General features: G+C 62.2%; 11 protein-coding genes. 6 read left to right on the top strand and 5 right to left on the bottom strand.

Going from position 1 to position 12,702, the window contains the following annotated elements:
• Nucleotides 1-32: 32 nt before the first annotated feature.
• Nucleotides 33-1,298 carry an MFS transporter gene (locus N8H74_RS17680; RefSeq protein ID WP_262149142.1) on the bottom strand — a complete coding sequence of 422 codons (1,266 nt, stop codon included), beginning with the start codon at nt 1,296-1,298 and terminating at the stop codon, nt 33-35.
• 83 nt (nt 1,299-1,381) lie between these two features.
• Entirely contained in the window at nt 1,382-2,881 is a 1,500-nt protein-coding gene (locus N8H74_RS17675) for a diguanylate cyclase (protein ID WP_262149140.1), read from the bottom strand.
• 326 nt (nt 2,882-3,207) lie between these two features.
• On the opposite strand from N8H74_RS17675, the gene N8H74_RS17670 reads away from it, so the two are divergent.
• Both N8H74_RS17670 and N8H74_RS17665 read left to right on the top strand, forming a co-directional pair.
• On the top strand, nt 3,208-4,257 hold the full coding sequence (locus tag N8H74_RS17670; protein WP_262149138.1) for an NAD(P)-dependent alcohol dehydrogenase: 1,050 nt from the start codon (nt 3,208-3,210) through the stop codon (nt 4,255-4,257).
• A gap of 93 nt (nt 4,258-4,350) precedes the next feature.
• Complete coding sequence (locus N8H74_RS17665) at nt 4,351-5,595, top strand: MFS transporter (protein ID WP_262149137.1); 1,245 nt, start codon at nt 4,351-4,353, stop codon at nt 5,593-5,595.
• 46 nt (nt 5,596-5,641) lie between these two features.
• Here the strand turns inward: N8H74_RS17665 and N8H74_RS17660 are convergent, their stop codons facing one another.
• Nucleotides 5,642-6,385: an SDR family oxidoreductase gene (locus tag N8H74_RS17660; protein ID WP_262149136.1), complete on the bottom strand. Its 744-nt coding sequence runs from the start codon at nt 6,383-6,385 to the stop codon at nt 5,642-5,644.
• A gap of 98 nt (nt 6,386-6,483) precedes the next feature.
• Here N8H74_RS17660 and N8H74_RS17655 point away from each other — a divergent pair, with 98 nt between their 5' ends.
• The gene (locus N8H74_RS17655) at nt 6,484-6,864 is read left to right on the top strand and encodes a helix-turn-helix domain-containing protein (RefSeq protein ID WP_225930191.1); all 381 of its coding nucleotides are present in this window, start codon (nt 6,484-6,486) and stop codon (nt 6,862-6,864) included.
• On the opposite strand, the gene N8H74_RS17650 is transcribed toward N8H74_RS17655, so the two are convergent.
• Entirely contained in the window at nt 6,858-7,790 is a 933-nt protein-coding gene (locus N8H74_RS17650; RefSeq protein ID WP_262149133.1) for a LysR substrate-binding domain-containing protein, read from the bottom strand. The genes N8H74_RS17655 and N8H74_RS17650 overlap by 7 nt on opposite strands.
• Before the next feature lie 228 nt (nt 7,791-8,018).
• On the opposite strand from N8H74_RS17650, the gene N8H74_RS17645 reads away from it, so the two are divergent.
• Nucleotides 8,019-9,323, top strand: a complete 1,305-nt coding sequence (locus tag N8H74_RS17645; RefSeq protein ID WP_262149131.1) for a dicarboxylate/amino acid:cation symporter — start codon at nt 8,019-8,021, stop codon at nt 9,321-9,323.
• An 11-nt stretch (nt 9,324-9,334) separates the two neighbouring features.
• Nucleotides 9,335-10,789, top strand: a complete 1,455-nt coding sequence (locus N8H74_RS17640) for an amino acid racemase (protein ID WP_262149129.1) — start codon at nt 9,335-9,337, stop codon at nt 10,787-10,789.
• A gap of 47 nt (nt 10,790-10,836) precedes the next feature.
• Here the strand turns inward: N8H74_RS17640 and N8H74_RS17635 are convergent, their stop codons facing one another.
• Nucleotides 10,837-11,181, bottom strand: a complete 345-nt coding sequence (locus N8H74_RS17635) for a cupin domain-containing protein (RefSeq protein ID WP_217834279.1) — start codon at nt 11,179-11,181, stop codon at nt 10,837-10,839.
• A gap of 327 nt (nt 11,182-11,508) precedes the next feature.
• Between N8H74_RS17635 and N8H74_RS17630 the strand changes: the two genes are divergently transcribed.
• The gene (locus tag N8H74_RS17630) at nt 11,509-12,681 is read left to right on the top strand and encodes an MFS transporter (RefSeq protein WP_262149126.1); all 1,173 of its coding nucleotides are present in this window, start codon (nt 11,509-11,511) and stop codon (nt 12,679-12,681) included.
• Nucleotides 12,682-12,702: the final 21 nt, after the last annotated feature.

Genomic DNA, 12,702 nt, shown 5'->3' with positions numbered 1-12,702 from the left:
GGTTACTCAAATGAAGACGGGGCGGATTCTGCTCAACTGAAGAGCGTTGGCGGTATGCCGGGGGCCGGCGCGTTACGGGCGGCGTCTGAGTCGTTGCGGGTTTCCGGCATCGTCAGCCAGAGCAGAATGAACGCCGTCCCGGCAATCGAGGCGAGGGTGAGAAACGCGGCATCGTAACCCGCCGCCTGCACCACCAGTCCCCCCAGCCCTGGGCTGAGTGCCGCGCCAAGACCAAACACGGTAGACAACGCCCCCAGACTGACATTGAAGCGCCCGGTGCCCTGGGTCAGATCCTTGACCACCACAGGGAACAGCGCGCCGAAGATACCGGCACCGATGCCGTCGAGCAACTGCACGGCCACCAGCCAAAAAGGGTCGTCGGACACCACATACAACACCCCGCGCAACGGTAGAATGAAGAAGCCGGCCAACAGCAGCGGCTTGCGCCCCCAGCGGTCAGCCTTGATGCCAACCAGCAGAGCCATCGGCACCATGACCAATTGCGCCGCAACGATGCAGGCGGAGGTCAAGGGTGTCGCCATCTGCAAATTGACCTGGGCCAGCTTCTGGCTGACCAGCGGCAACATGGCCGCATTCGCCAGATGAAACAGGCCACAGCAAACCGCGAAAAGCAGCAGCGGCCGATTGGCCAGCAGCACCCTCACACCGGACGGATGTGCATGTGCCCCCACCGGCCCGGGTATGAAGCCGCGAGCCACGTCATGATCGATCGCCCTGGCGTCGACCATGCTCGCGGTGACGACACTGGCCAGCGTCATCATCGCCATCAGGTAGAACACCACGATCGGCCCCCACACGTAAGCAAAACCACCAGCCAGCAGCGCGGCGCAAGCGTTACCGGCATGGTTGAAAGTCTCGTTGCGCCCGGTACGCCGGGTGAATGCCTTGGGGCCGGTGATACCAAGGGAAATCGCGGCAATGGCCGGCGCAAATACGGAACCGGCAATCGCGCTGACGGTTTGCGTCAATGCCACCCCACCGAACGACGTCACCCACGGCAGCAGCAAACAGCTGCAAGTCACCATTAACGCGGCGGCGACCACCACCGACCGTTTTGCCGATGTGCGATCAATCAATGCGCCGGCCGGCGTCTGCGCAAGCAGCGCAGCGACCCCGGCCAGGGTCATCACCAACCCGATGCTGGCCGGTTCCCATTTGTGAACAGCCAGCAGATAGATAGCCAGATATGGCCCCAGCCCATCGCGCACGTCGGCGAGAAAGAAGTTGAGCCAGTCCAGCGACCATTCGTTGCGACGATCTGTGTGGTGAGTGTTCAAGCGCGCAATCTCGATGGACCAGCCTAAAGGGAAACCACTCTCAAGCGCTGACCCTGGCGCATTGCATTAGTTCGCCGCACCTCTCAGTCAATGGCAAACCGGTTCCGCCCGGCCGATTTGGCGCTGTACAACGCCCGGTCCGCCGCCTTGATCAACCGCTGATAAGGCTCTTGCTCAGCGCCCACGGCCGAAGCAATGCCGACACTTACACTGACACGCCCAAAAGGGCTGGCGCCATGGGGAATGTTCAATTGCTCCAGGCGCGTCAGGATCAGTTGCGCGACGGCACCGGCGCCTTCGGCGTCAGTGTTGGGCAAGATGACGGCTATTTCTTCGCCCCCATAACGCGCGACCAGATCCGATGGACGTCGCACGCACGCCTCCAGCACCCGACCGACCGATTGCAGACAGGCATCGCCGGCAACGTGCCCAAGGGAATCGTTGTACAGCTTGAAATAATCGAGATCGATCATCAGCAAGGCCAGTGTGGTGCCTTCGCGCTGCGCCCGCCGTGCCTCGATGGCGAGGGTTTCGTCGAAGCAACGGCGATTCGCCAGGCCGGTCAGCGAATCCTTCATCGCCAACAACTCCAGTTGCTGATTGGAGCAGAGCAACTGCTGCTGGGTGACCCGCAACTCCCCTTCCACCTGAATCCGCCGGCGAATGTCACGGATCAATAACCAGCCGATGATGCCGGTTAGCCCAAGCAGGCTGGTCACCACCCCGATCGACAACATTGCCTCGAGCCGCCACGCCGCCAAAACTTCGCGCTTGCCCAGCGCCACCGTGGTGATCAGTGGCAGTGTGTCGCTCTTGCGGAACGCGTAGAGCCGTTCCACACCGTCCAGGCTGGAGGTGTACGAAGTGGTGCCGACCGATTTGTCGACGAGAAACTTTTTATAGATTGGCGACTGGGAAAAATTGCGGCCCATGTCCTGCTCGCGGAAGGGATAGCGCACCAGCAGCGTACCGTCGGTATAGGACAAGCCAATGGCGCCCTCCTGACCGATGTCGATCTTGCCGAACAGCCGCAGGAAGTTTTCCACCCCCAGCGTCACCGCCACCACCCCGGCGAATTCTCCGTGTGCATCATTGAACCGCCGACTGACGGTCATCACCCATTCCTGGTTTGACCGGCTGCGGATCGGCGGGCCGATGAAGGGATCCCGTGAGGGATCGTCACGATGATGAATGAAATAGGCACGGTCACTGCTGTTGGCCCCGACCGGGATCGGCCGGTTGGAGGACATCAGCCAATGGCCGTGCTTATCGTAGATGGTGACCCCGCTCAACTGCGGCATCAGGGGTTCCTGACGGTCGACCAGCGCGGTCAGGCGCTGGATCTGCGCAGGCTCGCTGCCCTCGGTTTCGAGGCGCTCGACAAGACCGAGCAACAGCAGCGAGCTTTGCCTGACGATGCCTTCGGAGTAAGTCGCGAGCGCTTGAGTGAGGTTCAACCCATGAATATCCGCCTCCTCCAGCACGCGATCACGCGAGGCGACGACCTTCCAGAGAGTCAATGAGGCCAGGGAACTGCCGACAATCAACAGCAAAAGCATTACGAGGTGGATATCACGCTTCACTTCAGTACCTGATGGAAAGTCCGGGTTCCAGTTGTGGCAGTGGCTGCTCTGTGGCATCGACTGCAGGCGTTTCCTCGCCCGACGCAAGGATACAAGCAGCGCGGCGAGAACACTGCAACAGAGTTTGGCACCATAGTTCAAGGTATGGCGAGTCCATAGAGTGACGCGCAGCGGCGCGGCTGTCGGTTTAACACCCCGGCACAGGCAAGCGCCCTGCCGGAAATCAAGAATCAGAGAATCGGGCAAGCATTCCACTGGAATGAACTACAGCGCCTGCGACAAGACCGAGAGAATGTCCATCCGAGAAACTCATCGAGGATGTTCCCATGCTTGTACAAGCCTACGGTGCCCACGCGGGCGACAAACCCCTTGAGCCGATGCAAATCAATCGCCGCGCGCCGGCCGCCCATGATGTACAGATCGATATCGCCTTCTGTGGCATCTGCCATTCGGATCTGCACCAGGTCCGCGCCGAGTGGGCCGGTACGCAGTTTCCTTGCGTGCCGGGCCATGAAATCGTGGGTCGCGTTTCGGCGGTGGGCGCCCATGTCGCGGATTTCCGGGTCGGCGATCTGGTCGGCGTCGGTTGCATCGTCGACAGCTGCAAACACTGCGATGACTGTGAAACCGGCCTGGAAAACTATTGCGACGGCATGATCGGCACCTACAACTTCCCGACCCCGGACGCACCCGGCTGGACCCTCGGTGGCTATTCGCAAAACATCGTGGTGCATGAGCGCTACGTCCTGCGCATCCGCCATCCCGAGGCACAACTGGCCGCTGTCGCACCGTTGCTGTGCGCCGGGATCACCACCTACTCGCCGCTGCGTCACTGGAACGCCGGGCCGGGCAAGAAGATCGGCGTAGTCGGCATCGGTGGCCTGGGCCACATGGGCATCAAACTGGCTCACGCGATGGGTGCCCATGTCGTCGCGTTCACCACCTCCGAATCCAAACGTGAAGCGGCCAGGGAACTGGGCGCCGATGAAGTCGTGGTGTCGCGCAACGCCGAAGAAATGGCCGCGCATGCCAAGAGCTTCGACTTCATCCTCAACACGGTTGCCGCACCGCACGATCTCGACGCATTCCTGGTGCTGCTCAAGCGCGACGGGGCATTGACCCTGGTCGGCGCGCCGGCCTCGCCGCATCCGTCACCCAACGTGTTCAACCTGATCATGAAGCGCCGCACGCTGGCCGGCTCGATGATCGGCGGTATTCCCGAAACCCAGGAGATGCTCGATTTCTGCGCCGAACACGGCATCGTCTCGGACATCGAACTGATTCGTGCCGACCAGATCAACGAATCCTACGAGCGCATGCTCAAGGGTGACGTGAAGTACCGCTTCGTGATCGACAACGCAACGCTGGCTGGCTGAGCACGCCCGTTCGGTGCCCGCGACGGGCACCTCTTCCCTCTCGCGGCTTCGCTCCCGAAGCCGCGACGCTTCACGCAATACAGGATTCAGACAATGACTCATCACTCCCTTCCCGACGCCCGTGAAGTCCAGCACTCATGGGGCGCGGTCCTGGCCATGTCGCTGGCCGCGTTCGTGCTGGTGGCTTCGGAATTCATGCCGGTCAGCCTGCTGACGCCGATTGCCGCCGATTTGCAGGTCACCGAGGGACAGGCCGGCCAGGGCATCTCCGTATCGGGGCTGTTCGCCCTGTTCACCAGCCTGCTGATCCCGATGCTCGCCGCGCGCGTCGACCGCAAGCCGCTGCTGCTTTCCCTGACCCTGCTGATGATCCTGTCCGGCGCGGTGGTCGCCTTTGCCCCGAGCTACTGGATGTTCATGGTCGGCCGCGCACTGATCGGCGTGGCGATTGGCGGCTTCTGGTCGCTCTCGGCTGCGACCGCCATGCGCCTGGTTCCGGAAGACCAGATCACCCGGGCCATGGCCATCGTCAACGGCGGCAATGCACTGGCAACCGTGGTGGCCGCGCCCCTTGGCGCCTATCTGGGTGCGCTGATCGGCTGGCGCGGCGCGTTCTTCTGCGTGGTGCCGGTGGCGTTGATCACGACGGTCTGGCTGTTGGTCAGCCTGCCGACCATGAAGGCGCAGACCCGTTCCGGCACCGGCAATGTCTTCAGCCTGATGAAACTCATGCCGGTGGCGCTGGGCATGCTGGCGGTCAGCGTATTTTTCATGGGCCAGTTCATGTTGTTCACCTACCTGCGCCCGTTTCTGGAAACGGTTACGCACGTCAGCGTTTCCATGCTCTCGCTGATGTTGCTGGTTCTGGGGCTGGCGGGGCTCGCCGGCACTTTCCTGATTGAGGCCTTCCTGAAAAAAGGCCTGCACCGCACGCTGATTGTCATCCCGGTTCTGATGGCCGTCATCGCGCTGGGGCTGGTGTCATTCGGCAGCTCGGCGATCACCACGACCGTGCTGCTGGGGTTCTGGGGACTGGTCGCAACGGCCGCGCCAGTGGGCTGGTGGACATGGCTGGCGAGAACGCTTCCGAATGATGCCGAGGCCGGAGGCGGGTTGATGGTGGCAATCGTTCAATTGGCGATTGCGTCCGGTGCGACCGTGGGTGGGTTGGTGTTTGACTTGAACGGTTATCGGGCGACGTTCGAGTTGAGCGCGTTGCTACTTGGCGTGGCGGCGGTTCTTGCCTTGCTTGCCGCACGTTCGGCTCGCAAGGCCCACCACCGCCATAACGCCGAGAGCGGACTGGCTCGCGAAGGCGTCGTACCCGCCAGCGTTTGATGCCGGGATACAGCGCAACTCGCGAGCAAGCCCGCGACCCTGAACGTTACCGCGCGCTGTCGATGATCTGTCCGCCGTCAGGCGTCAGGCTGTAACCGGTGAGGAATTGCCCGTCCTTGCTGGCGAGGAACAGCACCACCGGGGCAATGTCTTCCTCCGGCGAGCCATAACGGCCCAGCACGTTGGTGGGCGCCGGTACATTGGCCGCCGCCCCCCAGGTGTCGGCGACCGGCATGACGTTATTCACCGTGATGTTGTCGGCGCCCCACTCCCTGGCCGCCGAACGGGTCAGCGCGCGCACCGCTTCCTTGGCCATGTTGTACGGGGCGTATCCCGGCATGCCGATGACGCCGGCCAGCGAGCCGAAGTTGATGACCCGGCCCGCGCCGCTGGCCTTGAGGTGCGGATAGCAGGCTTGCATGGTTCTCAGATAGGCAATCGGCCCCATCTCAAAGTTGCGTTGCAGCTGATCGGTCGACAGGTCGAGCACCGATGAAAACACCACCGACGGATCGAACGCGTTGTTCACCAGAATGTCGATCCGGCCAAAGGTTTGCGCCACGTTGGCGACCGCTGCGGTGATCTGGTCGGGATCGCCCAGATCGCAGACCACACCCAGCGCAACGCCACCGGCCGCGCGGATCTCCGCCACCACTTGGTCGACATTTTCAGCCGTGCGCGAAACCACTGCGACCTTCGCGCCTTGCGCCGCGAAGAGCCTGGCCGTCGCGCGGCCGATACCACGGCCGGCGCCGGTGACGAAGGCTACTTTTTCATTGAGTCGGGACATGTGAATCTCCAGTCAGTCAGGGTGTTGAGGGATGGCTTGCCCCTACGATGTCGCCTAACATGAAAGTCCACAAGCAGGATGAAAAACTGGAACTTAGTATGGAAAACCAGACTAATGACGCCGAAAACGTCAACATGCACGAAGAGATGCGCCGGGCTTTCGCGCTGCTTTCGGGCAAGTGGAAACTGGAAATCATGTGGCTGCTGAACCAGCGGATCTACCGCTTCGGCGAGCTGCGCAAGGCGATCGATGGCATCACCCAGCACATGCTGACGGCGCAACTTCGCGAGCTGGAAAACGACGGGCTGATCACCCGGACAGTCTTTGCCGAAGTTCCTCCGCGCGTCGAATACGAGATGACCGCCAAGGCTCGGGCACTTGGCCCGACCATGGAGGCGCTCACCCAATGGTGGAGCGAGTACGGCAAAAGCGTGCCGGTCAAACCGTCCGCGCGCGGTCGCAAACCCAAGGCTCAGTGAGCCGACGCACTCCCGTGCAGATTGCGCGAGGCCCCTTCGAGGGTCTTCCACAGGCTGCGCATGGTCGGGTTTTCGTTGGTGATCGAGCAGTAGGTGCGAATTTCCAGCCGCGTGCTCCACTCATCACCGCCGGCCCTGACCAACTGCCCTCGTTGCAGCTCGTCGACCACCGCACTTTGCGGCAGCCAGGCCACGCCATAACCTTCGATCGCCATGCGCATCAGCAGCATCGCCATGTCAGCCTCGTAGCACCGTTCCAGAACACTGGCACCGGGACCGTTCCGGATGACGATATCGGCAACGCGAGCGAGGAAAGTGGTGGCGGTGTAGGCCAGGTGCGGCACGGGTTTGGCGGTGGTGCCCGGCAGGCGGTAGAGCGGCTGACCCTGTGGGTCAGGCGCACATAACGGGATGAAGGCGTCGTGCCCCAGGGTCAGGCTGCCGAATTTTTCCGGGTCCAGAAGAATCGGCGCCAGGGGGTGGTGATAGACGATCATCAAATCGCAGCCGCCCTCTTCCAGCGCGATCACCGCGTCATGGATGTTGGCCGCAACCACCCGGGCATTGAACTGCTCGTTGTGCTGCTGAAACTGCGTCAGCCACTTCGGCAGGAAAGTCATTGAAAGGCTGTGGCCGGCAGTAACCTGAATCGATCGTCCGGGCATCCGCTCGCCCTCGCGCAAAGCCGAACGCAGCCTCAACAACCCCGCCAGCGCCTCACGCCCTTCCGTGCAGAACGTACGCCCCGCCGGGGTGAGCTGAACCGGATAGGTGCCGCGATCCACCAGCTCGGCGCCGACCCACTCTTCCAGCGAACGTATGCGCCGTGACAAGGCCGATTGCGTCACACAGCGAACCTCCGCCGCACGGGAGAAGTTTTTCCACTCGGAAATCGCTAGAAGATCGTCCAGCCATTTGATTTGCATATCGGCGCCTCACGCGGTGAAACCACAGTGTACGTCGCGTTTTCCGGTGCCAGACACGCCTTTGCAAAACTATTCCAAAACCGCATAGGGCCATCGGGATTACTCATCAACGGGGTGCCAACACGCCCCTAGAATCGAAAACATCGAGGCGCCAGCCCATCGCTGCGTCCCGATGCACTGGCGTCCTGCCAAGTAGAAAAAGCACAAAAACCACTTGAGGAAAGCTCCGTGAAGAACAACAAACTTCCGCGTCGAATCGCCATTGGCATTGCCCTGGGCGTGCTGGTCGGTTGGACCTGCCACCATTTCGCAGGGAGCGAACAAAGCGCCAAAGAGATCGCCGCCTACTTCTCGATGGTCACCGATATTTTCCTGCGCATGATCAAGATGATTATTGCGCCGCTGGTCTTCGCCACCCTGGTCGGCGGCATCGCCAGCATGGGCAACTCCCGAGCGGTCGGGCGCATTGGCCTGCGGGCGATGCTCTGGTTTGTCAGCGCCTCGGCGGTGTCCCTGGCCATTGGCATGGGCCTGGTCAACCTGTTCCAGCCGGGCGCCGGACTGAACATGGAGGTAGTTCAGCACGCGGCGAGCCCGGTGGTGGTCAACACCGGCGATTTCAGCCTCAAGGTGTTCATCAGCCACGTATTCCCGCGCAGCATCGCCGAGGCCATGGCCAACAACGAGATTCTGCAGATCGTGGTGTTTTCGCTGTTCTTCGGCTTTGCCCTGGCCGGCGTGAAACGCGCGGGCTACACCCGGGTGGTCGACAGCATCGAGGAGTTGGCGAAGGTGATGTTCAAGATCACCGACTACGTCATGGCCTTCGCCCCGATTGGCGTGTTCGCGGCGATTGCCTCGGCCATCACCACCCAGGGCATCGGTCTGCTGGTGGATTACGGCAAGCTGATCGCCGAGTTCTACTTCGGCATTCTGATCCTGTGGGCCGTGCTGTTTGGCGCCGGTTACCTGTTTCTCGGGCGTTCGGTGTTCAGCCTCGGCAAGCTCATTCGCGAACCGATCCTCTTAGCGTTCTCCACCGCCAGCAGCGAGTCGGCGTACCCGAAAACCATGGAAGCCCTTGAGAAATTCGGCGCGCCGAAACGGGTGTCGAGCTTCGTCCTGCCACTGGGCTACTCGTTCAATCTCGACGGCTCGATGATGTACCAGGCGTTCGCCATCATGTTCATCGCCCAAGCCTACAACATCGACCTGAGCTTCACCCAGCAACTGCTGATCCTGCTGACGCTGATGATTACCAGCAAAGGCATGGCCGGCGTGGCACGCGCCTCGATTGTGGTGGTCGCCGCCACGCTGCCGATGTTCAACCTTCCCGAAGCCGGGCTGTTGCTGATCATTGGCATCGACCAGTTCCTCGATATGGCACGTACCGCCACCAACGTCGTGGGCAACAGTATCGCCACCGCCGTGGTGGCGAAATCCGAACCCCATGAAGAACCCGGCGAGGCGCCTCAGGGTGAAGGCTCGCGAGAGACGGCTGCGCTGTCCAAACGTTCGGCCACCGTGGCCTGAGGATGACGATCATGCAAAGCACATCAGCCCCTGGCCGCGTACGCAAACTGGGCATCGTCGGTGGCCTCGGGTCCCTGGCCGGCGGTGACCTGTTTTACAAACTGGTCAAATCCAGAGCGGTGCTTGAGGATCAGGGCCGCTATCACTTCCTCTTCGAGCAACACCCGTTCAAGGATGTGCTGCTGCCGCTGGACCGCAAAGCCAACATGACCTCGAGGAAGTTCTACGTTTTCCAGGTCTGCAAATCCTTCGAGGACAACGGCGTGGATGCGGTGATGCTGCCGTGCTTCGCCAGCCACACGTTCCGCGATGAAATCCAGCAAGAACTGAATATCCCGGTGCTCGACATGCTGACGGCGCTGCGTCGGCACGTCGAACACCTGGCCGAACCCGGCGCAGTCCTGGGTATTGTCGCCTCGGACTACGTTCGCCATTCAGGCCTGTTCGAACGTTACTTTGGGGACTTCAAACTGGTTTATCCGGGCAGCGACGAACAGGCCGCGCTGATGCACGCGATGTACGGCCTCAACGGGGTCAAGGATGGCAACCTGCAAGGCGTGCCATTGGAGACGGTGTATCAAGCCTGCCTGTCGCTGCAGGATCAGGGGGCGTCGATTGTCCTGCCGGGCATGACCGAGCTCTCGCTGGTCTGCGGCGACCTGCAACGGCGCGGCATCCGCGTGCTGGACATCAACGAGGTGTACGCCGGTTTCGCAACACAGGAAGAGGGAGGCTCGATCCGCCCGCCCTTCAAACTCGGCATCGTCGGAGGCGTCGGCCCGGCGGCAACCGTGGACTTCATGGGCAAGGTGGTTGCCAACACGCCTGCGGATCGCGATCAGGAACACCTCAAAATGGTGGTGGAACAGAACCCGCAGATTCCCGATCGCACGGCCAACCTGCTGTATGAGGAAACAGATCCGACGATGGCGATGTACGCCACTTGCAAGCGTCTGGAAAGTGCCGGTGCCCATGCGATCGCGATCCCGTGCAACACCGCTCACGCGTTTGTCGAGCGCATCCAGACACACTTGCGCGTGCCCATCGTGAACATGCTGACCGAAACCGTAGAAGCGATCGTGCAGCAGTACGGCGCTGGCAAAACCGTGGGGCTGCTGGCGACTTCCGGGACGATCAAAAGCCAGGTCTACCACGAGGCCGCGCGGCGGGCCGGGCTGCACATCGTCACCCCTGGCGTCGACTATCAGGCGTTGGTCATGGACTCGATCTATGGCGAGCGCGGCATCAAGGCAGGGTTTACCGAGGGCATCTGCAAAGACCAACTGCTGATCGCCGCCGAGCATTTGTGTGAGCTGGGGGCCGACGTGCTGATCCTCGGCTGCACGGAGTTGCCGCTGGTGCTCAGGCACAGCGAAGCGTTCGAGATCAACGGCCATTGCGTCGCGCTGGTCGACCCGACAACCCAGCTGGCGAAGGTGTGCGTGCAACTGGCTTATCGAACGTAGCGTCGCGCCTTGACGGGCACGGGAAACCGTCAGCGATCCGCCTGCCCTCACCCCAGCCTGACAATATCCACCGAGATCTCCCGCGCCGGGACCGCTCCTCTGTTCTCGAGCCAGTGCGTGGTGTTGTGGTCCTCGGGCCAGCCCACGCCTGGCCCGTAGTCCGTGGCGACGCCGTTTCGATGGTCGGTGATGGTTCCTTGCAATATGTACACAACGCCGGGCCTGTCGATGTGGTCATGCACCGGCCCGAATACCCCGCCACTTTCGATGGTCACCAGTCGCATTCGAAGTTGCCGCCCGGCCATGCCCTCGATCTCGGTGCCAAGATCGATCGTTGCCAATAGCTGCACGGTGACACCTTGGGTTTCGGGGGCGGGACGTTCGTTGCTCATCGGATTCACCTCTGCGTGCGTACAGGGCCTGAATAGAAGTAAACACCCTGTCGAAGGCAAGCGTTCAATTAACGACGAAGGGACTTGCGTCTCTGGGCATCCATGCCAGGGACGCGCGTTGCTTTCATCGATTCGTGACTTGCGGTCAAAGGACTTTGGTGCATCGGCGGCTTAATCCCGCGACATCAGGTGGACATACTGGGCGCCATCCAACCGATCGCCTGGGGCGTGTCGCAAGCGTGTCGTCGACGACCATTATCCGGTTTGCTTCATCGCCAGCGACATGAACCTCTACGGCATCCAACTCGTCTCAGAGGAGCAACCCCAATGAAATCCGGACGCGTCCTGTTCGCGCTGGCCATCGGTGCCTTCGGCATCGGCACCACCGAATTCACCCCCATGGGCCTGCTGCCGGTGATCGCCGAAGGCGTGGGCGCGAGCATTCCCAGCGCGGGCATGCTGGTCACCGCCTACGCCATCGGCGTGATGGTCGGCGCGCCGATCATGACCCTGCTGTTCAGCCGTTTCGGCAAGCGCGCCGCCCTGATGATGCTGATGGGCATCTTCACCCTCGGCAACCTGCTGTCGGCCCTGGCGCCGGACTACTACACCCTGCTCGCTTCGCGTCTGGTCACCAGCCTCAACCACGGTGCGTTCTTCGGCCTCGGTGCGGTGGTCGCCGCCAGCGTGGTGCCGAAAGACAAACAGGCCAGCGCCGTAGCCACCATGTTCATGGGCCTGACCATCGCCAACATCGGTGGCGTACCCGCCGCCACCTGGCTCGGCCAACAGGTCGGCTGGCGCATGGCGTTCGCCGGCACTGCGGTGCTCGGATTACTCGCCATCGCGGCCCTGTGGTACGCGCTGCCCAAAGGTGAACGCGGCGCCGTGCCGAATGTGCGCCGTGAGCTGGCGGTCATCGCCCGCCCCAACGTGCTGCTGGCCATGGCGACGACTGTGCTTGGCGCAGGCGGCATGTTCACCCTCTACACCTACGTGGCCCCGGTGCTGTCCGAACTGACCGGCGCATCCGACAGTTTCATCACCCTCGGTCTGGTGCTGATTGGCGTCGGCTTCACCATTGGCAACAGCCTGGGCGGTCGTCTGGCGGACTGGTCGCTGGACGGTTCGGCGCGCATCTTCCTCGGCGCCCTGGCAGCCATCATGGTGCTGATGCCACTGGTACTCGGCAGTCACGTCGGTGCGGCGCTGGCCTTGCTGGTGTGGGGCGTGTTCACCTTCGCCGTGGTTCCGCCACTGCAGATGCGCGTGATGATTGCCGCAGCGGAAGCCCCGGGCCTGGCCTCGTCGATCAACGTCGGCGCCTTCAACCTCGGCAACGCGGTCGGTGCCGCACTCGGTGGCGCAGTCATCAGCCAGGGGCTGGGCTATGCCGCCGTTCCGGTCGCCGGTGGCTTGCTGGCGGCGGCGGGACTGCTGCTGGTCTGGCTTGGCGGACGAAGCAAGGCCAGCGATAACGCCTTGAGCGATGCGGCCTAAAAAACCGCTCCCATGAGGTAA

It is taken from the genome of Pseudomonas sp. B2M1-30, assembly GCF_025447575.1.
Taxonomy (GTDB): domain Bacteria; phylum Pseudomonadota; class Gammaproteobacteria; order Pseudomonadales; family Pseudomonadaceae; genus Aquipseudomonas; species Aquipseudomonas botevensis.
The sequence above is the reverse complement of the archived record's forward strand: the minus strand, read 5'-3'. Positions and strand labels throughout refer to the sequence as shown.

Bases quoted from the DNA above. Each gene is read 5' to 3' on its own strand.
- N8H74_RS17670 (WP_262149138.1), top strand. From the start codon at position 3,208: ATGCTTGTACAAGCCTACGGTGCCCACGCGGGCGACAAACCCCTTGAG.
- N8H74_RS17665 (WP_262149137.1), top strand. From the start codon at position 4,351: ATGACTCATCACTCCCTTCCCGACGCCCGTGAAGTCCAGCACTCATGG.
- N8H74_RS17660 (WP_262149136.1), bottom strand. From the start codon at position 6,385: ATGTCCCGACTCAATGAAAAAGTAGCCTTCGTCACCGGCGCCGGCCGT.
- N8H74_RS17655 (WP_225930191.1), top strand. From the start codon at position 6,484: ATGGAAAACCAGACTAATGACGCCGAAAACGTCAACATGCACGAAGAG.
- N8H74_RS17650 (WP_262149133.1), bottom strand. From the start codon at position 7,790: ATGCAAATCAAATGGCTGGACGATCTTCTAGCGATTTCCGAGTGGAAA.
- N8H74_RS17640 (WP_262149129.1), top strand. From the start codon at position 9,335: ATGCAAAGCACATCAGCCCCTGGCCGCGTACGCAAACTGGGCATCGTC.
- N8H74_RS17635 (WP_217834279.1), bottom strand. From the start codon at position 11,181: ATGAGCAACGAACGTCCCGCCCCCGAAACCCAAGGTGTCACCGTGCAG.
- N8H74_RS17630 (WP_262149126.1), top strand. From the start codon at position 11,509: ATGAAATCCGGACGCGTCCTGTTCGCGCTGGCCATCGGTGCCTTCGGC.